Origin of the sequence: Paenibacillus alkalitolerans, from assembly GCF_016482785.1 — a bacterium.
In the GTDB taxonomy this organism is placed as follows: domain Bacteria; phylum Bacillota; class Bacilli; order Paenibacillales; family YIM-B00363; genus Paenibacillus_AE; species Paenibacillus_AE alkalitolerans.
The window spans coordinates 453,621-475,161 of record NZ_JAEMXM010000002.1 but is presented as its reverse complement, the minus strand read 5'-3'; the positions used below and the strand labels follow the sequence as shown (position 1 = coordinate 475,161).

At 53.8% G+C, this 21,541-nt stretch carries 22 protein-coding genes; 11 read left to right on the top strand and 11 right to left on the bottom strand.

Annotated elements, in window-relative coordinates; translation table 11 throughout:
* The first annotated feature begins 3 nt into the window (after positions 1-3).
* Both asnS and JET16_RS06140 read left to right on the top strand, forming a co-directional pair.
* Positions 4-1,308 carry an asparagine--tRNA ligase gene (gene asnS, locus JET16_RS06145; RefSeq protein WP_199614897.1) on the top strand — a complete coding sequence of 435 codons (1,305 nt, stop codon included), beginning with the start codon at positions 4-6 and terminating at the stop codon, positions 1,306-1,308.
* A 23-nt stretch (positions 1,309-1,331) separates the two neighbouring features.
* Complete coding sequence (locus JET16_RS06140) at positions 1,332-2,039, top strand: DnaD domain protein (RefSeq protein ID WP_199614895.1); 708 nt, start codon at positions 1,332-1,334, stop codon at positions 2,037-2,039.
* A gap of 41 nt (positions 2,040-2,080) precedes the next feature.
* Here JET16_RS06140 and JET16_RS06135 read toward each other — a convergent pair whose 3' ends face one another.
* A complete protein-coding gene (locus JET16_RS06135; protein WP_199614893.1) occupies positions 2,081-3,820 on the bottom strand; it encodes a sensor histidine kinase in 1,740 nt (579 codons plus the stop codon).
* A gap of 93 nt (positions 3,821-3,913) precedes the next feature.
* Between JET16_RS06135 and JET16_RS06130 the strand changes: the two genes are divergently transcribed.
* From JET16_RS06130 to JET16_RS06115, 4 genes are read left to right on the top strand one after another with little or no spacing between them, the layout of a single operon-like run.
* Positions 3,914-4,366 carry a GNAT family N-acetyltransferase gene (locus tag JET16_RS06130; protein ID WP_233531105.1) on the top strand — a complete coding sequence of 151 codons (453 nt, stop codon included), beginning with the start codon at positions 3,914-3,916 and terminating at the stop codon, positions 4,364-4,366.
* Positions 4,367-4,419: 53 nt separating this feature from the next.
* On the top strand, positions 4,420-5,079 hold the full coding sequence (locus JET16_RS06125; RefSeq protein ID WP_199614890.1) for an alpha/beta hydrolase: 660 nt from the start codon (positions 4,420-4,422) through the stop codon (positions 5,077-5,079).
* A 22-nt stretch (positions 5,080-5,101) separates the two neighbouring features.
* On the top strand, positions 5,102-5,803 hold the full coding sequence (locus JET16_RS06120) for a DUF1361 domain-containing protein (RefSeq protein WP_199614889.1): 702 nt from the start codon (positions 5,102-5,104) through the stop codon (positions 5,801-5,803).
* A gap of 41 nt (positions 5,804-5,844) precedes the next feature.
* On the top strand, positions 5,845-6,486 hold the full coding sequence (locus JET16_RS06115) for a VC0807 family protein (RefSeq protein ID WP_199614888.1): 642 nt from the start codon (positions 5,845-5,847) through the stop codon (positions 6,484-6,486).
* 1 nt (position 6,487) lies between these two features.
* Here JET16_RS06115 and mtnB read toward each other — a convergent pair whose 3' ends face one another.
* The 6 genes from mtnB to proB form a co-directional block, all read right to left on the bottom strand.
* Entirely contained in the window at positions 6,488-7,135 is a 648-nt protein-coding gene (gene mtnB, locus JET16_RS06110; RefSeq protein ID WP_199614887.1) for a methylthioribulose 1-phosphate dehydratase, read from the bottom strand.
* A complete protein-coding gene (locus tag JET16_RS06105) occupies positions 7,132-7,836 on the bottom strand; it encodes a 2-hydroxy-3-keto-5-methylthiopentenyl-1-phosphate phosphatase (protein ID WP_199614886.1) in 705 nt (234 codons plus the stop codon). Before JET16_RS06105 ends, mtnB begins: the two co-directional genes overlap by 4 nt.
* Positions 7,833-9,080: a 2,3-diketo-5-methylthiopentyl-1-phosphate enolase gene (locus tag JET16_RS06100; protein WP_199614885.1), complete on the bottom strand. Its 1,248-nt coding sequence runs from the start codon at positions 9,078-9,080 to the stop codon at positions 7,833-7,835. Before JET16_RS06100 ends, JET16_RS06105 begins: the two co-directional genes overlap by 4 nt.
* A gap of 214 nt (positions 9,081-9,294) precedes the next feature.
* Positions 9,295-10,179 carry a pyrroline-5-carboxylate reductase gene (gene proC, locus JET16_RS06095; protein WP_199614883.1) on the bottom strand — a complete coding sequence of 295 codons (885 nt, stop codon included), beginning with the start codon at positions 10,177-10,179 and terminating at the stop codon, positions 9,295-9,297.
* 13 nt (positions 10,180-10,192) lie between these two features.
* Positions 10,193-11,440: a glutamate-5-semialdehyde dehydrogenase gene (locus JET16_RS06090; RefSeq protein ID WP_199614882.1), complete on the bottom strand. Its 1,248-nt coding sequence runs from the start codon at positions 11,438-11,440 to the stop codon at positions 10,193-10,195.
* A 55-nt stretch (positions 11,441-11,495) separates the two neighbouring features.
* On the bottom strand, positions 11,496-12,602 hold the full coding sequence (proB, locus tag JET16_RS06085; RefSeq protein ID WP_199614881.1) for a glutamate 5-kinase: 1,107 nt from the start codon (positions 12,600-12,602) through the stop codon (positions 11,496-11,498).
* Between the two features lie 385 nt (positions 12,603-12,987).
* Between proB and JET16_RS06080 the strand changes: the two genes are divergently transcribed.
* Positions 12,988-13,323: a hypothetical protein gene (locus JET16_RS06080; RefSeq protein WP_199614880.1), complete on the top strand. Its 336-nt coding sequence runs from the start codon at positions 12,988-12,990 to the stop codon at positions 13,321-13,323.
* Between the two features lie 15 nt (positions 13,324-13,338).
* Here the strand turns inward: JET16_RS06080 and JET16_RS06075 are convergent, their stop codons facing one another.
* Positions 13,339-14,079, bottom strand: a complete 741-nt coding sequence (locus JET16_RS06075) for an HAD family hydrolase (protein WP_199614879.1) — start codon at positions 14,077-14,079, stop codon at positions 13,339-13,341.
* 39 nt (positions 14,080-14,118) lie between these two features.
* A complete protein-coding gene (locus tag JET16_RS06070) occupies positions 14,119-15,330 on the bottom strand; it encodes a pyridoxal phosphate-dependent aminotransferase (protein WP_199614878.1) in 1,212 nt (403 codons plus the stop codon).
* Between the two features lie 267 nt (positions 15,331-15,597).
* On the opposite strand from JET16_RS06070, the gene JET16_RS06065 reads away from it, so the two are divergent.
* From JET16_RS06065 to JET16_RS06055, 3 genes are all read left to right on the top strand, one after another.
* Positions 15,598-16,878: an ArsB/NhaD family transporter gene (locus tag JET16_RS06065; protein WP_199614877.1), complete on the top strand. Its 1,281-nt coding sequence runs from the start codon at positions 15,598-15,600 to the stop codon at positions 16,876-16,878.
* A 27-nt stretch (positions 16,879-16,905) separates the two neighbouring features.
* Positions 16,906-17,202, top strand: coding sequence for a hypothetical protein (locus JET16_RS06060; RefSeq protein ID WP_199614876.1), 297 nt, complete (start codon positions 16,906-16,908; stop codon positions 17,200-17,202).
* Between the two features lie 141 nt (positions 17,203-17,343).
* Positions 17,344-18,135: a carbon-nitrogen family hydrolase gene (locus JET16_RS06055; protein WP_199614874.1), complete on the top strand. Its 792-nt coding sequence runs from the start codon at positions 17,344-17,346 to the stop codon at positions 18,133-18,135.
* On the opposite strand, the gene JET16_RS06050 is transcribed toward JET16_RS06055, so the two are convergent.
* Together JET16_RS06050 and JET16_RS06045 are read right to left on the bottom strand one after the other, a co-directional pair.
* Positions 18,126-18,485, bottom strand: coding sequence for a hypothetical protein (locus JET16_RS06050; protein WP_199614873.1), 360 nt, complete (start codon positions 18,483-18,485; stop codon positions 18,126-18,128). The genes JET16_RS06055 and JET16_RS06050 overlap by 10 nt on opposite strands.
* A 117-nt stretch (positions 18,486-18,602) precedes the next feature.
* Complete coding sequence (locus tag JET16_RS06045; RefSeq protein WP_199614872.1) at positions 18,603-19,499, bottom strand: LysR family transcriptional regulator; 897 nt, start codon at positions 19,497-19,499, stop codon at positions 18,603-18,605.
* A gap of 571 nt (positions 19,500-20,070) precedes the next feature.
* Here JET16_RS06045 and leuC point away from each other — a divergent pair.
* Positions 20,071-21,495, top strand: a complete 1,425-nt coding sequence (leuC, locus tag JET16_RS06040) for a 3-isopropylmalate dehydratase large subunit (protein ID WP_199614871.1) — start codon at positions 20,071-20,073, stop codon at positions 21,493-21,495.
* Positions 21,496-21,541: the final 46 nt, after the last annotated feature.

Below are 21,541 nucleotides of genomic sequence, written 5' to 3'. Positions count from 1 at the left end.
ACGATGAGTCAAACGGTACAAACTACGATTCGCGAAGTTTCGTCTCATGTCGGCGCACAGGTACGCATCGGCTGCTGGCTGCACCGCAAGCGTTCCAGCGGGAAAATACAATTTTTGCAGCTGCGCGACGGCACAGGGTTCATTCAAGGTGTCGTTGTGAAAAGCGAGGTCGCCGAAGCGGCTTGGGAAGCGGCGGAAAAGCTGACGCAGGAATCGTCGCTATGGGTGACCGGTATCGTGCGGGAGGATCCGCGTTCGCCGAGCGGTTATGAGATGTCCGTTACGGGTGCGGAGATCATCCATCTGTCGGCGGATTATCCGATCACGCCGAAGGAGCACGGCGTCGATTTCTTGATGGACAACCGCCACTTGTGGCTTCGCACGCCGCGCCAGCGGGCGGTGATGGTCATACGTGCGCAAATCGTGCGCGCCATTCAGGAGTTTTTCGATACGCGCGGCTTTACGTTGGTGGATGCTCCGATTTTGACGCCGACATCCGCGGAAGGTACGACGAACTTATTCCATACGAAATATTTCGAAGAAGACGCATATTTGACTCAAAGCGGCCAGTTATATATGGAAGCCGCGGCGATGGCGCTCGGTAAAGTGTATTCGTTCGGACCGACGTTCCGCGCCGAGAAGTCGAAGACGCGGCGCCACCTGATCGAGTTTTGGATGATCGAGCCCGAGATGGCGTTCGTCGACCACGAACAAAACTTGAGAGTACAGGAGCAATTCGTCTCTCACGTCGTGCAAAGCGTCTTAACCAACTGCAAGAGCGAGCTGCAGACGCTCGAGCGCGATACGTCCAAGTTAGCCAACGTTACGGCCCCGTTCCCGCGCATTACATACGATGACGCGGTCAAATTTTTAAACGCTAACGGCTTTCCCGAATTCAATTGGGGTGAAGATTTCGGAGCCCCGCACGAGACGGCGATCGCAGAAAGCTACGACAAACCGGTATTTATTACGCATTACCCGACGGAGCTTAAAGCGTTCTATATGAAACCGGATCCGAACCGGCCGGAAGTGGTGCTCTGCGCCGATTTGATCGCACCGGAAGGGTACGGCGAAATTATCGGGGGTTCGCAGCGCATCGACGACCCGGAGCTCATGGAGCAGCGATTCAAAGAACACGAATTGTCGATGGAAGCGTATCAATGGTATTTGGATTTGCGCAAGTACGGCTCGGTGCCGCATTCCGGCTTCGGACTCGGCTTGGAGCGAACCGTCGCGTGGATTTGCGGTCTGGACCACGTACGCGAAACGATCCCGTTCCCTCGTCTGTTGTACCGCTTGTACCCGTAATGCTCGATGAGAGGGCTGACACTATGACAGATTCATACCGACAAGGTTTGCTTGAAGGTTTCCGGCTCGGCGCGGTCAGCGTGCCGGGCTTGTTTTTGCGATGCTACGCTCAGCTTGGATTATCCGAGATAGAAGCCATGCTTATACTGCACATAATGTATTCCGGAGGGCAAGAGAACAATCCGTTTCCGACGCCGGAGGAGCTCGCCGGCCGAATGTCGGCGGCGCCTAGTGCGATACTTTCCGCAATTGAACGGCTTGTGCGCGATGGACTGCTTATGATGGACGACACTGTGGAGCCCGTCACGGGCGTCGTCGGGGAACGGTACAATTTGTCGCCGTTGTTCGATCGGCTTGCCGCCGCTTGGGCGGAAACGGCTTCCGGTGACGGCGGCGCATCGGAACTGCCGGCCGAAAACTATCCTGCTCCGCGCCGTCCCGTTCCGCCCGCTCGCGAGACGGCCGCCAGCCGCCGCCGCGATCTGTTCACCGTGTTCGAAAGCGAATTTGCCCGGCCTCTGTCTCCGCTAGAATACGAGAGGATCTCGGCATGGCTCGATAATGATCAGTATTCCGATTCTCTCATCCTAGCCGCCGTGAAAGAAGCTGTTTTTGCCGGGAAGGTGAACTTCACCTACATCGACCGCATTTTAATGGAATGGCAAAAAAACCGCATCACTACCCCCGAGCAAGCAAAGGAGTATACCCAACGATTTCGCGGAGGGCGATGATTTGTTTGAACGAATCGATGTTTGAGTTAGTGACACTGGCGCTACGTATGAATCGGTACTGATACGCGGAATTCGATCGTCTTTCTTCTTGGAGTGGATACTATGATGTTGCCCCGGTACTGTTTAATTTTTTCGTTGACGATCGACAGCCCGATCCCTTGATGGTGGCCGCTTTTCGTAGTGTAATGAGGCTGAAACATTTTCTCCAACCGTTCTTTCGTCAGTTCACGCTGAAGAGAATTTACTACGGTGAATAAGATGCAGGTTCCTTCCAACCGCCCATGCACATGTACGTTTCGTTCCTCGGCGTCGAGCAATTCCACCTCGTCGAAGGCGTTATCGATCAAATTGCCAAGTATTTTTACGAGATCGACCGATTTCACGCCTTGTATGCCGTTCAACCGGCTCATCCCGTCAAAGTCGTATGTGAACGATATTTTTCTATGGAGCGCTTGGGTCAGCTTGGAACTGATCGTAGCGGCAATCGCGGGATGCCCGATCCCGACGATGTCGTTCATTTCAACCGTCTCTTGGACTAACTCGGATATATACTGGTGCAATTGTTCCTGACGGTTCCTGTCCATCATCGCTTTCATTGTGTTTAGATGGTTGCAGAAATCATGCCGTTGACCGCGTACGGCGACAAACAAAGATTGGATTTCTTCGTTATAATTGTCTTGAAGCTCTTGAGCGACGTCGTCTCGGGTTTTATTCACATATCGGTAAAAAAACCAAATAATAAGGAAACTTAGAAATAAAGCGATCAAGCTCATCAGCACGTATCTTTCCAACTGATTCTCCAATTTTTCCTGTATGAGGCTGTAATCCGTCGTAATCCCGATAACGTATGGTGAACCCAAAGTCGTATCATTGACGGCGTGGAAGCTGCGCATCACTTGCTTGCCGTTCAAGCTATCAAGCGCATGGATCGTTCTGTTTTCCGCAAATGTTTTTTGAATATGTTCGGCGTCGCCGCGAAGGGGCAGAGAGTAGGTGCCGAATAATATTTTACGATTAACGTACTGCGGAATCTCTACGCCTTGCCGCACGTTCACCAACTGATCATCAGGCACCGAGAATGTTAACGGGTTGAAGATCGAGATTTCCATAATTTGATCTTGCTTTAAAATCGTGTCTTGAAGAATCTTTTCGACACCGGTGTAATGTTCCAATTCCAAAATATATTTTGAAGTTACGTACGGGTTTATTAAATAATCGGTTGACCCGTCGTAATAATAACCGTATTTATTTTTCGATTCTTCCAAATTGGACGCCGAAGGCGCGATTTCCCCGGCCCAATAATTGGGCAAGCTTTGGCCGTAAGACGGGTTTGAGACATTTTGAGTTTCAAAAAGCTGCAAATATGCGTCGTAGTAGTGTTCCCAACCTTTCGTGCTGAGACCGAGTTCTTTCTTATCGGATGATCTGACGCTTACAACATCGTCTTGCAGCTGCGCAAATAACGTGATATCGCTGACTCCGAGCTGTTCGCTTAAGTATGCCAGCTGTTCGTTAGTCACTTCCTCATAGCGCGAAGGGAGTGCGTACTTAACGGCAATGGCCGCCGTTCTTAAATTGTTGGCCGTTAAAAGATCGACATAGTGGTATGCTTGCTGGGAACGAACGATGCCGGCTTCGATTTGGGAAGATATATTTTGCGTTTGCTCGAGCAGGTTGTTTGTTAACTCCCGCTTCGTTGAGATATAATTGACCGCATTATTAATGCAAAGGACAGAAACTAATAATATTATAAAAATGAATGTCAGACGTTTTCCGTCCATCGAGCATCCCCCAGTGGCATAGTAATCCGTATGCTACTAGATTACACCATATTTCTATGTTTTTCGACAAATATTGCAAAGGATGAAATAAATATGATCACGGTTAAGCAAGCGACGGTTCATGATTTGAACGAATTAGCGCCATTATTCGATCAATATCGGGTATTTTACGGGCAGCCGTCCGATGAGCAGGGTGCCCGGGAGTTTATGTGGGAACGATTCGCGCACTTGCAATCGGTGGTTTTCGCGGCGAGGGATGAACGGAGCGGTGAAACGGTCGGGTTTGCGCAGCTTTATCCTACATTCTCCTCCATTTCATTGAAGCGGGATTGGATTTTGAATGATTTGTTCGTTGCGGAGAAGGCTCGCGGTCAAGGCGCGGCTGCCGCATTATTGAAGGCTGCGGCCGCTTACGCGAAAGAAACCGGAGCCAAGGGGATCGGGCTAAGCACGGCGGCGGACAATACCAAAGCGCAGAGGTTGTACGAGGCGCACGGATTTGTAAAAGACGATGAGTTTCTCGCATACTATAAGAAAAACTTCTAACGAAGCACATTCAAGAAGCAGGTACTCAGCGCTGTCAGAAAGGGAGGAGAAAGATGAATCCGCGCGCATGTTTGCTGCTGCACGGCTTCACCGGAGGGCCGCATGAGCTCGAGCCGTTGGCTCGTCATTTGAGCTCGCTCGGTTGGATATGTTCCGTTCCGACGTTAGCAGGTCACGGAGGTCCTCTTCGTTCGCTTCGAGACATTCACCGGTCCGAATGGATCGCTACGGCCGCCGCCGCTGCGGATTCCTTGCAAGAACGGTTCGGGACGTTCGATCTCGTCGGTTTTTCAATGGGCGGACTGATTGCCGCCTATCTTTCGAATCGTTATCCGGTCCGCAAGCTCGTACTGTTGAACGCGGCGGTTACATATATCAGTCCCCGCCGTTTCGTACAGAACGCCGTGCGGCAAGTCCGCTCGGGCAGCGCGGAGCAGCTTCGCGTGAAACACGAGACACCGGTGAGATCCGTGTTTCAATTTATGCAGCTCGTACGTGAGCTTAAACCGGAGATTGACGGCATACGCGTTCCGACCCTGATCGTTCAAGGCGACCTTGACGAGATCGTACATCCGAGAAGCGCCCGTTACATAAACAACCGAATTCAAGGGGAAAAGGAGCTTGCCGTATTCCCGAATTCCCGGCACATGATTTGTCTCGGCCAAGAAGCGGAAGAGCTGTTTTTGAAAGTGGAACGGTTCTTATTAAAATAAACAGACGGAGGTTGAAGCTGCTTTGTCCAACGAGCAACGGCGGGTTAACGATGTGTTCGGCAACGCTAAAACTGCGGCTTTACTCGCCGGTTTATCGGCGTTATGTTTCCTGTTTATCGCATTTCGCCCGTTTCTTGTAGGCGAGACGCGATTTTTGTTTCTGCTTTGGAATTTGTTTTTGGCATGGCTTCCTTATGTAGTGTCGACATCGGCTGCATGGACGGACCGTTTCATATCGAACTCGGGGAACCGAGCGGTTATACTAACGGTTTTCGGCATTGCTTGGCTGCTTTTGTTTCCCAATGCGCCTTATTTAACCACGGATTTCATTCACCTTGTCGCGAACAAACCGCTATATATAAGTAATGGCGGAGTATCCTATTTGGTATGGTACGATCTGGTGCTTTATTTCCTCTTTTCGTGGTGCGGGCTGTTTCTCGGCTTCCTGTCCACGTACCAATTTCACCGAATGGCGGCTCGAAGCTTCGGGGAAGCGGCCGGCTGGGTGTTCATTGCCGTCGTCTCGGTGCTTGGCGGCTATGGCATCTATCTTGGAAGAGTCGTCAGGCTGAACAGCTGGGATGTAATCTACAGTCCGTTCCGGCTGCTGTACGGGGTATTGGAAAGCTTGCACATGCGAGGGTTTTTGTTTACGTGTTTGTTCGCGTTGTTTTTGTTTGTGATTTATGTATTTTTATACAGTTTACAGGGGAAAAAAGGGTAGTAGGGGATATTGAGACCACATAAACATGTACGGAAACAAATATGGAGGAGGACGACCATACGAAAGGATCTCGAATGTTCGTCGTCTTTGACCTGTTGTTTTATGCCTTATTACCATATTTCATATGGGCGGTCGGAAGGCATACGCTTTCCGATTACCATGCTCTCCTGCTGTCGACAAGTCCGGGTTTCGTATACACGCTCATCCGGTTTGCCGTCGAACGGCAATGGAACGTAACGGGGTTATTCCTGGTGGGCACATTGGTGACGAGCACGACAATCGACCTCGTCTCCGGGAGCGCGGAAGCGATGATTGTAAACAATATCCGGACACTGTTTGGGTTCGGATTGTTTTTTCTGCTGACAATGATCGCCGGCAGGCCGATGGCGGCATTTTTTTTCGCGGATACGGCCGACTACTGGATCAGACAAAACAATAAGCGGAGCTTCCGCGATTTCTGCACGCCTGAAGTGATGCCTTATTTCCAGGCGCTAACATTGTTGTTCGCGCTCCGCTATTGCTTTATAGCCGGCGCTAAGTGGGCCATGTTCGAGACTTACGGCGTCGACGGCTACGGTATACTGATCTGGTGGCGCGTGGCGCTCAGTTGGGGGTTCGGAGCGCTGATCTTGCTGGCGTCCTTCTTGGTTGCACGCAGAATACGCCATGTGGCGGATCTGTAATTCACTTCGTTAACAACAGGTATTTATACCTGTGCTCAAACAAAAATTCGAACGCTTCCAGATGGCGTTTCGCTTCAAATGCGTTCGCACCCCAGGCGTAAATTCCGTGATTTCTTAGAAGAATGCCCGGTATCCGGGGTTTGATGGCGCCTGCGACAAGCTCTGCGATTTTCGGAATTTCCGCATAATTGGGGAGAACCGGCACTTGAATGGAAGCGTTTTCCTCCCATATGTTAAACGCTTTGATCAGCTCGACGCTTTCGATCGGCACGTAGCCGAGTTCACCGTCATACTCGGAAACGATATTGTTATACACGGTATGTACGTGGAAAATCGCGCCGCACCCTGTAGCTTTATAAATTTCGCAATGGATAAGCGTTTCGGCGGACGGTTTGAGCTGCGTCGGCTCCGTCGGTTTGCCAAGCGCGTCTACAAGTAAAAAATCTTCCGGCGTGTTCTTCGATTTGTCTTTGCCGCTTGCGGTAACCGCGAAAGTGAAGGAGTCAGGTTCAAAAGATCCTACTCTGACCGATAAATTGCCGCTTGTTCCGGGGAACCAGCCTTTGAGCGCGAATTCCAGTTTGACCTCCCTGAGCTCGGCGAATGCGGCTTGTATTTGTTCGAGAGTAATTCCGGATGGGCGAGTCATGTAAGTTCCTCCTGCTCGTTGTGATGCGTATGAAGCCGTCTAAGGACGGCGATCACGTCGTGAAACGTTTCGTACTCATGGAATGTCACGCCTAGCTCCCGGCATCTTGCCGCCAGGTGGGATCTTGCGAAAATGATATCCGCCAATTTCGCGCCTTCGAAGTCGGTGATGCTGTCGCCGATCAATATCCGTTCGTAACGTTCCTTCGGAAACGATCGGATGACCCGTGTCTTACACATGCCGCAGTCGGTTGTGCAGTGCTCGTCGCATGGGTGAGGCCACAGTATTTTTATTTGAGGTCCGCCAAAGTCCGCCGAATTGCAATAAATATGATCCGGTTCGATGTCATACGGTTCGAGCAAAGGCAGCAGGAAGAAGTCGATGCCGCCGCTTGTCACATAGAACGGAATGCTTTCGATCCGGCAAAGCTCCAACAATTCGGCGAAACCAGGGCGTATGCCAGCCGTCTCCTTCACGTAGCGGGCGATCTCGTCCTTCATCGTCGCGGGAAGCAGCCCGAACATTTCACCGACGCCCTTTCGGATGCTTTTCCTGCCGTTTACGATGTCGTTGACGATCGATTCCCACCCGGGCGGGTTGAAATGGCGCATGATCGCCACAATGTTGTCGCTCAGCGTTATGGTGCCGTCGAAGTCGCAGAAGACGACCGGTTGTTTCGGTTTCGCGGCGGTGCGGTTCACTCTTTCACTCCCCAAAGCTCGATCGCGGCTTTTAACTCCGGCCGTTCGCTTGTTGCGTAATCAGCGAGTTTCGTATTAGCGGCGGCCGCTTCAATCGCTTGGCGGAATGCGCGTCCACCGGCGGCCGTTCCCATCGGATGCCCGTGTATGCCGCCGCCGGCGTTGACGACGGATTCCGCGCCGAAATCCCGCAGGATGAGCGGTACGAGGCCGGGATGAATGCCTGCCGACGGGACGGGGAAGCTTTTCTTCCGGTTCGGTTCCGCCGCCAAAAGCGCGTCCTTTATCCCGATCGTCTCTTCTTTAGGCATCGTTACCGACCCGTAAGGGGACGGGAACAGTACGAGATCAGCGCCAGCAAGCCGCATCAGTTTGCCGAGCAAGAGCGGGGCGGCGATGCCGTAATGAGGCGACGGGTATATAGCGCCGGCAACGGCAGGGTGCGCGGCGATCGGAACCCGGACGTCCGGGTCTGCAGCGAGCTCGCTAAGCGTGTCATAACCGTAAGCGAGCACGTTAAAGAGCAGCGCGTTTGCGCCGGCGCCGATCGCTTTCTTCGCTTGGGCCTTCAAATTGAATGTCGGGCCGGTCAGATTGACCGCGTAAAGCAGCTTTTGCCCGGTTTGGCTTTCGGCGTCCTTCGCCGCGGCCATGCAGGCTTCGACGCGGCGTTCGACCGGAGTGAGCGGGTTTTCGAACAATATCTCGTCATCCTTGATCAAGTCGACGCCGCCAAGCGCTTGTTGATAAAACTGTTCGCGCAGCTCCGGCAAATCGTATCCGATGACCGATTTGAAGATGCTCATGAGCAGAGGACGATCGTGTACGTTAAGTAAGCCTCTGACTCCCTCCACGCCGAATTTCGGTCCGGGGAATGAGGCAGCAAAGTCTTCGGAAAATTCAATATCGAGCAGCTTGATTTTTCCGTCCATCGACAGCTTGCCGAATATCGTGACGAGCAGGGCCGGGATGTCGCGGCTGAAATTGATGTCCGGATACGCGATGCGGATATCGGCGTATCGTTCGGCCGCTGGAGTTCCGGGCTGCGCTTGTGCATCCGGCTCGTGTACATCGATCGAAACCACCTTGCCGAGATGTTTTTCCATCGATTGTTTCTTCGCTTCCGGCAGTTCCGTCCAGCTTCCGACCGTGAGACCGACGGCAATGCTTGCCGCTTTCTTATGGAAATCCGCTTTATCGTCAAAACAGCGGTATGCAGCTATACAATACTTGTTGTTATTCATAAAGATTTACGGCACCGCCTCGTGCATGAATTCAAAACATAATTATACAGGAAAAGATGGCAAGGGTAAATTTCGGAGGCGCTGCGAGGGTAGTACGACATCGGGCATCAGGTCGGAGGGTGTCCGAGTAAGCGGGAGAGCGGGCAAAAGACAACGAAACGGATGAAGGATACAACTCATCGAAGTTGTTCCCGCACCCGTTTAAGTCGAATGATCAATTGGATTTGGTCATGGATTGCAACACTGAGGCGGCGATGTCGTCGCCCATTTCTTGCGCCCGTTCCGTCGCCCGCGCGATGGCGCTCATCATTCCCGAGCGGAACTCGAATTGCTCCAGTACGCCGATCGCCGCATGCGTCGTGCCGTTCGGGGACGTCACTTTCGCCCGCAATACGGCGGGATCTTCGTCCGTGGAAAGCACCATATGCGCGGCGCCCAACACGGTCTGCACCACCAATGAACGGGCGTCTTCCTCGGAGAGGCCGCCTTCGACGCCTGCCGCCATCATCGACTCCATCAGATAATACACGTACGCAGGGCCGGTACCGGAAAGGCCGGTGACCAAATTGATCATACTTTCCTCCAACGGCACGACGAGACCGACGGCTTCAAACATTTGCGTCGCAAGTTGCTTCCGTTCCTCGCTTACGGAAGGCGAACAGGCGAGGCCGGTCGCTCCGAGTCCGATCGACGACGACGTGTTCGGCATCGTGCGCACGATCGGCTGCGCCCGGCCGAGAAGACGTTCGATCGTCTCGATCGACAGCCCGGCGACAACCGACACGATCAGTTGATCCGCTCGGAGATGGTCCCGGAACTCGGCCACGGCGGCGCCGACGTCCTTCGGTTTCATAGCAAGCACGACAATGTCAGCTTCGCGGACAAGAGCGGATCGCTCCGACGGCTCGTTCGTCTGCGGAACCCGAATTCCGTATTTTTTACGCAGGTCATCAAGGCGTTCACGGTTATGGCGGTTGAGCACGACGACGGAAAGCGAGCGGACGAGGTTTGCGTCCACAAGTCCCCTCAGAAGCGCTTCCGACATGGAGCCGGCTCCGATGAACGCGATTTTCTGACTTTCCAATGTAAGTTCGTTCATGAATGTCGCTCCTCTATTCTCGTATTTGGCCGTTGCCCGTCACGATGTATTTCGCCGAGGTGAGAGCGGGCAGGCCCATTGGGCCCCGGGCGTGAAGCTTCTGGGTGGAAATGCCGATTTCCGCGCCGAAGCCGAACTCGAATCCGTCCGTGAACCGAGTCGATGCGTTGTGGTAAACGGCGGCGGCGTCCACTTCCTTCAGGAAGCGCCGGGCAAGCGCCGCGTTCTCGGTCACGATGCATTCCGAGTGCATCGTCCCGTACGCGGCAATGTGATCCAACGCCTCATCCAAGCCGGAGACGATCTTCACATTTAATATATAATCGTTATACTCCGTCGCGAAATCGTCTTCGGAAGCGGCGTTCATCCACGGTACCAGAGCGCGGGCGTCAACGCATCCGCGCAGCTCCACGCCGCGCTCCTTGAACGTTTGCGCGAATCGAGCCAAATGCCGTTCTGCGAAATCTCGGTGAACGATCAGCGTCTCCATCGCATTGCAAACCGACGGGCGCTGCACCTTCGCGTTCAGCGCAACGGACAATGCCATCGACGGCTGTGCGTCCTCAGCGATGTACGTATGGCAGACGCCCGCGCCGGTTTCGATCACAGGGACGGTCGCGTTCTGCACTACGTTTCGAATTAGAGAGGCGCCGCCTCGCGGAATCACGCAATCCAATATGCCGTTCAACGTCAGCATTTCGTCGACCGAAGCTCGGCTCGGGTCCGCCACCAGCTGCACTGCATCCTGCGGAATGCCGGAAACGGGAAGCGCCGAATGAATCGCATCGACAACGGCTCGATTAGTGGATAGCGCCGCCGATCCGCCTCGCAACAGCACCGCGTTTCCCGTCTTGAGGCACAATGCGGCGGCATCGACCGTGACGTTCGGGCGGGCTTCGTATATGATCCCGATCAGTCCGATCGGAACGCGAACTTGCGTGATGTGAAGACCGTTCGGGCGGTCAAATTCCACAATCGTCTCGCCGACGGGATCGGTCAGATCCGTCACTTCCAAGACGCCTTGCGCCATTGCTTCAATCCGTTTCCGCGTTAAAGCCAGACGGTCTAAAAGCGAGGCCGATAATCCGTTCTCGCGTCCGCGCTCCAAATCGGTTTCATTAGCTGAAATGAGTTTGTCCGAACGGGAGATCAGCTGCTCCGCAATGCGTTTGAGCGCCTCATTTTTCAACGCGGTCGGCAATCCTCCAAGAATTCTTGTCGTTTTCTTAGCCAGCAGTGCTTTCTCTCTTACATCGCTCACGATAGCTTCCTCCTTGCTTGTTTTATCCCTTGCGCGTCAACCTTCGGTTGACTCCTCAAAGATCGATCCATTCGTCGCGGTGAATGACTTCGATTCGCTGTACGTCAATCCGCCGCTGCACTTCTTCGGTAGACAACCCGGCGGCGGCCCGAAGCTGCCAAGATGCGTAGTTCACGACACCGCGGCCGATCAGTTTGCCCGCTCCGTTCGCAACTTCAATCACGTCACCCGGGTGAAATTCGCCTTCTACCGACGTGATGCCTGCAGGGAGCAGGCTCTTGCCGCCTTCCATCAGCGCGCGCCGCGCGCCTTCATCGATGCCGATTCGCCCTTGCGGAACGGAGTGAAAGCCGACCCATTGTTTTTTTACGGACAATGTGTGAAGAGAGGCGTCGAAATAGGTGCCCCAGCCGACGCCTGTCGCAGCTCTGACGACGTCGCCGGGCTCCGCCGCTCTGCCGATGAATACCTGCACACCGCCGCGAATCGCGATGCGTGCCGCTTCGAGCTTCGAACGCATCCCGCCGGTGCCTACGGTCGAACCGCTGCCGCCCGCCATCAGAAACAAATCGTCATCAATGACCGTCACGCGGTCGATGCGCCTCGCCTCCGCGTTCTTCCGCGGGTCGTCGGTGTACAGACCGTCCATATCGGTAAAGATGAGCAGCTGCCGAGCTTTCACGAGATTGCCGACAAGCGCGGAGAGCGTGTCGTTGTCGCCGAACTTCAGCTCGTCGACGGATACGGTGTCGTTCTCGTTAACGACCGGAATGACGCCGCGTTTCAACAATTCTTCAAGGGTGGAAGAGGCGTTGTGCACCCTCTTGCGGTTCGAGAAATCCGAGCGCGTAAGGAGCACTTGCGCGACGACGGCACCGTGAGCGCCGAACGCTTCGTTGTACGCCTGCATGAGAAGCGCTTGACCTACGGCGGCGGACGCTTGTTTCTCATGCGTCGCTTTCGGCCGTTTCGTAAATCCCAGCCGGGCAAAACCGGCCGCCACCGCTCCGGACGTTACCAGCAGCAGATCCGCTCCCGTTCTTGCCAATGCAATGAGTTCTGCGGCGAAAAATTCGATGCGGTCTTTGCGCAAGCTTCCGTCCGGCGAGGTGAGAGAACTGCTGCCGATCTTGACCACGATCCGGCGATGAAACCCGTTCATAACGGTAGAGCCTCCTTGCAAAGGATGATTCATAAAAGTATACAAAAAAACAGCCTGCGTCCTTAAGAAAAAGGACGAAAGCTGTTCACTTCCGCGGTACCACCTTCATTGACGGCATAAGCCGTCCGGCTCAAGCCCTCGTAACAGGAGGGTGCTGTTCGGCTCGTCGCCGACCGTTCGGGGGTGGGTTCAACGGCGAATGGCGGCGAATTCTTCCAGCGCAGCGAATCCGCTCTCTGCACGCCATGTCTTGCGTTTACTAGCCCCGTCATCACGTTTCCATTCCAAGTTTCTCAATACTATACCACCACACCGGACTTTTGTAAACATGCAACATCTTGGCCCCGGGCGTCGTCTGCTATGGTGAGGTGAGGATGTGTACAAAATGTCTTACGGAACGATCCTGCTTATGGCGGTCATATGCTTTGTTTTTGGGGGCGGCGACCGCACGCCATGGGCGTCGGTGGAAAAACACGAACACAATGTTGCGTCAACCGAGGCGATGGAAGCCCTCGTTTCCGAAGAGGAGATGTCGACATTGAGCGCGGCCGATAAAACAATCGATCCGATCAGATCGTTATCCGCGGCTTCATCCTTCGAAGAACCGCCGGTTTCCGAGCGGCAATGGTATGCGTACTTGCGCTATAAAGCGGCGGATATCGTTCCCGCATTCACCTACCGACTTCTTGTTTCAAATACAAAATGCGAGAAGGAGCGCTAAGTCCGAGCGATCGCATCACGTTTGTAAGCGGTATTTATTAAGAGCCTCGGGAACTTTCCGGATCGAATCCACCCGTATGAGCCGATCGGCAGGCTGCACATCGATTTGGACCAAATCGAACGCCCAGTTGGATAGCGGCGGAATATACACGGCCCCGATTCCGTTCTCCAGCGCTGGCACAATGTCGGTGCGAAGCGAATTGCCGACCATCCATGTGACGGAGGGGTTGAATGCCATCTTCTTAATAATGCCGGCCAAGGCGTCGCTGTTCTTATGCCGCGCCACAAAGATGCGATCGCCGAAGAACGGCGCCAGGTTTACTTTCTCCACTTTGCGCCGTTGAATGGTTTCGTCTCCTCCGGTGTACAACGATAGCATATGTCCTGCTTTGTGCAGCATCGTCAGCGTTTCGACGACGTCGGGGTACAGTTCGAACTCGCTGTCGTACACGGTGTACCCGAGCTCCAACACCCGGCGCCTTTCGTCAGGGTCGGCCGGCCTGCCGGAGAGCGCCCCGAAATAATCGTAAGTTTCGGCGAACGATTCCGGGAAGCGCTCCGCGGTAAAGCCGTGCACTTCGATTCCGGCAAGATCGATCTCGAGCTGTTTGCGTTTAATTTGTTCTTTCTTTAGGCGATGGCCGGAAAACCATTCTTCCATCAACTCGGCGAACTGATCGATGACCAGATCGAAATATTTGTTGCAGTGAATCAGCGTATCGTCCAGATCGAACAGCACATTCCACTTTCCCGTCAAAAGGTACCACTCCTGCCGATTGTCTATATATTTATGTTACTACGCGAACAATCCCAGCGTTCCGATCCTTTCGGCGGCTTCGCGAAGCCGCTCTTCGCCGCTAAGCAACCCGACGCGGACGTATCCTTCACCGTGCTCCCCGAAGCCGATGCCGGGCGCGACCATCACGTTCGCTCGCTCAAGCAGCGTTTCCGCAAATTCCGCGGACGTGAAGCCGCCCGGTACCGGCAGCCAGCAGAAGAAGGAACCTTCCGGCTTCTTCGCATTCCAGCCGATCGCCTTCAAGCCGTCGAACAACGCGTTGCGCCGCCGTTCATATACACCGTTCAATTCCCGAACGCAATCCTGCGGTCCGGATAGGGCGGCCGCGGCCGCCCGCTGGACAGCGCCGAACAAACTGACATAGTAATGATCCTGCATCAGATTGATCAGCCGAATCACTTCCGGGTTGCCAAGGGCGAAACCGACGCGCCAGCCGGCCATGTTATATGTCTTGGACAACGTGTATATTTCGATACCGACTTCGGCGGCGCCCGGCGTTTCCAAGAACGAGACCGGCCGGCGTCCGTCGAAGCCGATAGCGCCGTAAGCAAAATCGCTCACCGCCACGATACCGTGTTTTGCAGCGAAATCGACCGTCTCTTCATAGAACGATAAGGGCGCCGCGGCGGAAGTCGGGTTGTTCGGATAGTTGAAGAACATCATTCTCGCTTTGTTAACGTCCTCCGCTGCAAGAGCCTGGTAATCCGGAAGGAAGCCGTTCTCTGCCTTGAGCGGCATGAACGCCATTCGGGCGCCTGCGAGCGCCACCCCGGACCAATAGTCCGGGTACCCCGGATCCGGAACAAGGCAGACGTCGCCCGGGTTAAGCAAGATTTGGCTGATTTCCACCAAACCCGTCTTCCCGCCGAACAGCACCGCCACTTGGGTGTCGGGATCAAGCGACACGCCGTAATCGAGCCGGTATCGCTCGGCAATCGCTTCTTTCAGGAAGCCGAACCCGGAAAACGGAGGATATTTGTGAAACGCGGGGTTCTCCGCCGCTTCTTGCAGCGCTTTGACGATGTGCGTCGGCGTCGGCAAATCCGGGTTGCCTTGTCCTAAATTAATGACGTCATGCCCCGCGGCGATGCGCGCGTTCACTTTCTTCACAAGCCCGGCGAAAAATTGGCTCGGCAGCCGCATCATGCGGTCGGCGGGCCGGATCGCGAACGCCCCGCGCTTGGTCTCTATGTTTGTTGTATCGTTCATCGACTGCGTCACTCCAACTGTAACTTTTTTCTGAATAAAATCACTTTAATGTAGCATGGTGCGTTATGCAAGCCATGTTTGTCCCCTTTACATTTTTTTGTAAAACGTTTATAGTAATTCATAAGTGAACATTGTGCATTACCGGAGGAGCCTGCCACTTGGTAGGCTTCTTTTTGCATTTTTTTGGCACACGGAAGGGGGACGGCTCGTTTTTTTTTGATCGCAATATGGCAATAATTAATTGAGACCAAGTCACTGGGAGGAAACATGGAACAGCAAGCGTATTGGGCTATCGGAATTTTTCTTGTAATTTACGGACTTATTATTTCAGAGAAGATTCATCGTACCATTGTAGCGATGATCGGTGGCATACTGATGGTCGTCCTTGGCATCGTGGATCAGGAAACGGCAATCCATCATATCGACTTCAATACGCTGGGCCTTTTGGTCGGAATGATGATTATTGTAAATATTTCCGCGGAAACCGGTATATTCAAATATATCGCGATCGTCTCCGCCAAGAGAGCGAAAGGCGATCCGGTCCGCATCATGATTTCGCTCGCACTGATCACCGCCGTCGGGTCCGCTTTCTTGGACAATGTCACAACCGTACTTCTGATGGTACCCGTCACTCTGAGCATTACAAGGCAATTGGGCATCAACCCCTTGCCGTATTTGATCACGCAAATACTCTCCTCCAACATCGGCGGCACGGCCACGCTGATCGGAGACCCGCCGAATATCATGATCGGAAGCGCGGTCAAGGAATTGACATTCATGGCGTTTATCGTCAACCTGGCTCCGATTGCGGCAATTATTATGGCGGTCCATATTTTTATCTTCCGCGTTCTGTTTCGTAAACAGGTTCAGGCAGCGCAGGAACGGCAGCAGAGCATTATGGAGCTCGACGAGAAAGAAGTGCTGTCCGACCGCAAGCTGCTTATCAAAAGCATGTCGGCGCTAGGAATTACCATTATCGGGTTTTTCCTTCACCAAGCGCTGCATCTCGAATCTGCGACCGTCGCATTGGCCGGCGCATTCCTGCTGCTTCTTCTTACCGGCGAGCACGCGATGGAGGAAGCTTTTGCAAAAGTCGAGTGGATGACGATCTTCTTCTTCGTGGGATTGTTCGTGCTGGTATCCGGATTAATCGAAACGGGAGTTATCGCCCGATTGGCCGCTCAAGCGATTGAGACGACCGGCGGCGATCTGGTAGCGACTTCGATGTTGATTCTATGGATAAGCGCGATCGCTTCGGCGTTCCTTGACAATATCCCGTTCGTCGCTACGATGATCCCGATGATTCAAGAGATGGGAACGATGGGCGTCTCAGATTTGGAGCCGCTCTGGTGGAGCCTTGCGTTAGGCGCTTGTTTGGGAGGAAACGGCACATTGATCGGAGCGAGCGCCAACCTGATCGTGGCCGGCATGTCCGCGAGAGAAGGGTATCCGATAAAGTTCGTTACGTTCATGAAATACGGCTTTCCGCTAATGCTTCTCTCTGTTGCAATGGCGAGCGTATACGTGTACTTTAGGTATTTGATGTAACGCTTTACACTTAGGAGGTTATCCGTCATGAAACTGACTTACCAATGGGATCCGGGTGTTGTCGATATTGAAGAAACCGCAGGCGAGAGGGATATAGAGTTTCGTTTGCGTTTCACAGATGCGGAGCCTCACGCCGAACACATGAAAGAGCTTGAAAAGCACTTTGAAGAAAACCGCGTGCATACCGATGTTTTCATGTACGCGTATCCGAACCGCGAATACCGTTTGGTCGTGAGGAACGATTATTATGTCGAGTTTATACTCGAACTGATGAAGCATCGAATTCTAAGAAGCGTCAAATGGTCGGCGGACCCGGTAAAATAGCCGGAATTGGGCGGTTGAGCTCCGCTGTTTCCATTGACTGGAAATTATGGATTCCACTTGCCGAAAGCGAAAGCTTGACTGCCGGGAAATGACGGGTATGATGAAAGCATGAACGCTATCGCGGGAGGAATGTAAGCCAATATGCTCGTCAGCTTGATACAGATGGATATTGCCGTCGGAGAGCCGGAAACGAACCGCAAACGCGCGCTGCGGCTGATGGCTGAAGCGGTGAACGCCGGCACGAAGCCGGATGTCATTGTGCTCCCGGAGCTGTGGAATACCGGATATGCGCTGGAGAAAATCGGGGAGATCGCTGATCGAGACGGGGAGCCGACGAAACGCATATTCTCGGAATTCGCGCGAAACCATAAAGTGAATGTCGTTGCCGGATCGGTTGCGGTGTCGATGCCGGACGGCAAAGGCGTAGGGAATACGATGTATGTCTTCGACCGGGAAGGCAGGTTGACCGCCGATTATTCGAAACTGCATCTGTTTCGCTTGATGGATGAAGAAAAATATTTGGCGGCGGGCGGGCGTCTCGGATCGTTCGAACTCGAAGGCGTTCCGGCCGGCATGATGATTTGTTACGACATTCGTTTCCCGGAGCTCTCTCGGAAACTGGCGCTCGACGGCGCGAAAGTGTTGTTTGTGCCTGCGGAATGGCCGAAGCCGCGGCTTCACCACTGGCGTACGCTGCTAATGGCGCGGGCGATCGAGAATCAGATGTACGTTGTGGCCTGCAATCGGGTCGGGGAAAGCCGCGGCACGGAATTTTTCGGCCATTCGATGGTGATTTCGCCTTGGGGCGAGGTGCTGGCGGAAGGCGGCGAGCAGGAAACGATTTTGACCGCGGAGCTTGATATGGACGAAGTCGACCGCGTCAGGCGGACGATTCCGGTGTTTGATGACCGGCGCCCCGAGTTTTACGTGTAAGCTTCTTCGACCAGCAATTTCGTCATGAGCTGAAGATTGTCGAGCTTGCGGCGCAGGTAAAACACTTCCGATTTCAACCGATCGGATTCGCTTTCCGCTTCGCGGACGGCGGAGTGCAGCGGTCCGGTGTGCGGCCACAATTCCGCAAGCCGGACCGCTTCGTTCTTTCCGCTGACCGTGCCGCTTGAATACAGCTCGCATTCGAGCGCCGTGAGGCGTTCTTTCAATTCGGCTATGCGGGCCAGCGCCTCGTAATAGCGGCGTTCCGCTTTGCGCAGCAATTCGGGTGTGACCTGCAATTCTTCGAGCAACGTTTCTCGTATGATTTGTCTTGTCGCGAACGTCGTCACGGGAGTCCCTCCGCTTCTGCTCGTGTTCTGTCACTACGCGCCAATCTTACGATTGGCTTCTTCCTAACTGTAGGACAAGTGTCGCTGTTAGATTGTATGCGGAGGGATATTCGGTTATTACCGGCTTTGCGAAGTGACTTCCAGCAGCGTCTCAATGAACGCTTCCGCCGCCTTGGAAAAATATCTGCCTCGTCTTTGCGCGACAACGAGCGTCCGGGTGGGCACCGGTCCGGTCAGCGGCTTATAGACGGGAACGTAACGGCCCTTCTTCGCTTCGGCGATCATGTTCGGGATGAACGCCACGCCCATTCCGGCGGCTACAAGCGCTTGGACGGTTTCGATGTTGCCGCTCTCGAAGACGATGTTCGGCTCGAAGCCGGCTTGCGCGCAAATTTCGAAAGCGATTTGACGAAAGCCTTGGCCTTTCTTCAGCACGATGAACGATTCCCCTGCAAGCTCTCGTACCGGGATTGCCTTCTTCGCATCGGCAAAACGATGGCTTTGCGGTACCGCGAGACAAATTTGTTCCGTAATGAACGGGCGGTGTTCCAACGAAGGATCCGCAATCGGCAAAGAAAGAAGAGAGAAGTCGACGGCTCCTTCCGATGTTAACCGTTCGAGTTTGGCGCTCGTATCTTCCACGAGATGCACTTCGAGGCCGGGATGGCGATTCGCGAACTCCGGCAAAACGAGAGGAAGAATATGCGAGCCGGTAATAGGCAGCGTGCCGACGACGAGCTTCCCCTTATGCAGGTGGGAGATGTCGTTCATCTCGCTCTTCAGCTGTTCGACCAAATCAAGAATATGCTGCGCTTTCTGCACGAACGTTTCGCCGGCGTGAGTCGGTTCGACCGAGTTCGTTGTCCGGTGGAACAATACGACGCCGAGCTCGCGCTCGAGCTTGGCCAGCTGCTGGCTAAGCGACGGCTGTGCGATGTGCAGCTTGTCCGCGGCGCGGGAAAAGTTTTTTTCATTCGCGATCTGGACTGCGTATAGCAATTGGCGAAATTCCACGGCGGTATCTCCTTTTATAACATAAGAATTCATAAATTTTCAGACGCAAAAAAGGTAATTCTGATGTTGCAAGAAAAACTTCCTCTAAAGGACGTACCCGCTTCATTGAATTACTTCGATAGAAGTTTTTCTTTAGAGATCAGACAGAATAAACTTCGAAGCAATGGCATCCTGATCTCGCAAGAAAAACTTCCTCTACAGGACGTACCCGCTTCATTGAATTACTTCGATAGAAGTTTTTCTTTAGAGATCAGAAAGAATAAACTTCGAAGCAATGGCATCCTGATCTCGCAAGAAAAACTTCCTCTAAAGGACGTACCCGCTTCATTGAATTACTTCGATAGAAGTTTTTCTATAGAGATCAGAAAGAATAAACTTCGAAGCTATGGCATCCTGATCTCGCAAGAAAAACTTCCTCTACAGGACGTACCCGCTTCATTGAATTACTTCGATAGAAGTTTTTCTTATAAATTAAAACTATAAAACCTATAGTTATTATATCTTGGAACAATGAAGAAAGAAATGATAGTATAATTGGCAAAAGGATCAGTAAACGGGAGAGGTGACGCGAATGGCGAAGCGTACGATGTTCGAGAAAATTTGGGACAATCACGTCATTCATCAAGAAGAAGGTAAACCGAGCATTATTTATATCGATTTGCATCTGGTGCACGAGGTAACGAGCCCTCAAGCGTTCGAAGGGCTCCGGATGGCGGGGCGCAAAGTGCGCAGGCCGGATTTGACGTTCGCGACGATGGACCATAACGTGCCGACGAAAGACCGGTTCAACATTACCGATCCGATTTCGAAGCAGCAGGTCGATACGTTGACGAAGAACGCGCAAGAATTCGGAATTACGTTATACGATTTAAATTCCATCGATCAAGGCGTCGTGCACGTCATGGGACCGGAGCTCGGGCTTACGCATCCGGGGAAGACGATCGTGTGCGGCGACTCCCACACATCGACGCACGGCGCGTTCGGCGCGCTTGCTTTCGGAATCGGCACGTCCGAAGTCGAGCACGTGCTCGCCACGCAATGTCTTCAGCAATCCAAGCCGAAGACGATGGAAGTGCGCGTGAACGGCAAGCTGCCTGCAGGCGTTACGGCGAAAGACCTTATTCTCGGCATCATTGCGAAATACGGCACCGATTTCGCCACCGGATACGTTATCGAGTACACGGGCGAAGCGATCCGCAGCTTGTCGATGGAAGGCCGCATGACCGTGTGCAACATGTCGATCGAAGCGGGCGCGAGAGCGGGGATGATCGCGCCGGACGAGACGACGTTCGAATATTTGCGCGGCCGGCAGCATGTGCCGCAAGGCGAAGCGTTCGACAAAGCCGTGGAGCAGTGGAAGGCGCTGGCCGCCGATGAAGGCGCGGCGTACGACACTGTCGTGGAATTCGACGCGGCGACGCTCGTACCGCAAGTGACGTGGGGAACGAGCCCGGGCATGGGCACTGACGTGCTCTCGAAGGTGCCGAATCCTGCCGACTTGCCGACCGAGAACGAACGGAAAGCGGCGGAGAAGGCGATCGAGTACATGGGTCTGACGCCGGGAACGGCGATGACGGAAATTGCAATCGACTACGTATTCATCGGTTCCTGCACGAACGGCCGCATCGAAGACTTGCGCGCGGCGGCTGCCGTGGCGAAAGGTTATGAAGTGAACCCGAACGTAACCGCCATCGTGGTGCCGGGCTCCGGACGGGTGAAAATTCAAGCCGAGAAAGAAGGCTTGGACCAAATCTTCATCGAAGCGGGCTTTGAATGGCGCGACGCGGGCTGCAGCATGTGTCTCGCGATGAACCCGGACGTGCTTTCCCCGGGCCAGCGCTGCGCGTCCACATCGAACCGCAATTTCGAGGGACGCCAAGGCCGCGGCGGACGCACGCATCTCGTATCGCCGGAAATGGCGGCCGCGGCGGCGATCGCCGGCAAATTCGTCGACGTACGCAACTGGGAATTCAAATCCGAAGTTCACGTCGGGTAAAGAGGCAACCGAAAGGTTGTCCGCGATAACTAGTCAATGTAGCTAG

Excerpts from the sequence above, each read along its gene's own strand:
- JET16_RS06065 (WP_199614877.1), top strand. The coding sequence starts at position 15,598 with ATGGAACAGCAAGCGTATTGGGCTATCGGAATTTTTCTTGTAATTTAC.
- JET16_RS06135 (WP_199614893.1), bottom strand. The coding sequence starts at position 3,820 with ATGGACGGAAAACGTCTGACATTCATTTTTATAATATTATTAGTTTCT.
- JET16_RS06130 (WP_233531105.1), top strand. The coding sequence starts at position 3,914 with ATGATCACGGTTAAGCAAGCGACGGTTCATGATTTGAACGAATTAGCG.
- proC (WP_199614883.1), bottom strand. The coding sequence starts at position 10,179 with ATGAACGAACTTACATTGGAAAGTCAGAAAATCGCGTTCATCGGAGCC.
- asnS (WP_199614897.1), top strand. The coding sequence starts at position 4 with ATGAGTCAAACGGTACAAACTACGATTCGCGAAGTTTCGTCTCATGTC.
- JET16_RS06125 (WP_199614890.1), top strand. The coding sequence starts at position 4,420 with ATGAATCCGCGCGCATGTTTGCTGCTGCACGGCTTCACCGGAGGGCCG.
- proB (WP_199614881.1), bottom strand. The coding sequence starts at position 12,602 with ATGAACGGGTTTCATCGCCGGATCGTGGTCAAGATCGGCAGCAGTTCT.
- leuC (WP_199614871.1), top strand. The coding sequence starts at position 20,071 with ATGGCGAAGCGTACGATGTTCGAGAAAATTTGGGACAATCACGTCATT.
- mtnB (WP_199614887.1), bottom strand. The coding sequence starts at position 7,135 with ATGACTCGCCCATCCGGAATTACTCTCGAACAAATACAAGCCGCATTC.
- JET16_RS06100 (WP_199614885.1), bottom strand. The coding sequence starts at position 9,080 with ATGAATAACAACAAGTATTGTATAGCTGCATACCGCTGTTTTGACGAT.
- JET16_RS06115 (WP_199614888.1), top strand. The coding sequence starts at position 5,845 with ATGGAGGAGGACGACCATACGAAAGGATCTCGAATGTTCGTCGTCTTT.
- JET16_RS06080 (WP_199614880.1), top strand. The coding sequence starts at position 12,988 with ATGTCTTACGGAACGATCCTGCTTATGGCGGTCATATGCTTTGTTTTT.
- JET16_RS06055 (WP_199614874.1), top strand. The coding sequence starts at position 17,344 with ATGCTCGTCAGCTTGATACAGATGGATATTGCCGTCGGAGAGCCGGAA.
- JET16_RS06060 (WP_199614876.1), top strand. The coding sequence starts at position 16,906 with ATGAAACTGACTTACCAATGGGATCCGGGTGTTGTCGATATTGAAGAA.
- JET16_RS06070 (WP_199614878.1), bottom strand. The coding sequence starts at position 15,330 with ATGAACGATACAACAAACATAGAGACCAAGCGCGGGGCGTTCGCGATC.
- JET16_RS06140 (WP_199614895.1), top strand. The coding sequence starts at position 1,332 with ATGACAGATTCATACCGACAAGGTTTGCTTGAAGGTTTCCGGCTCGGC.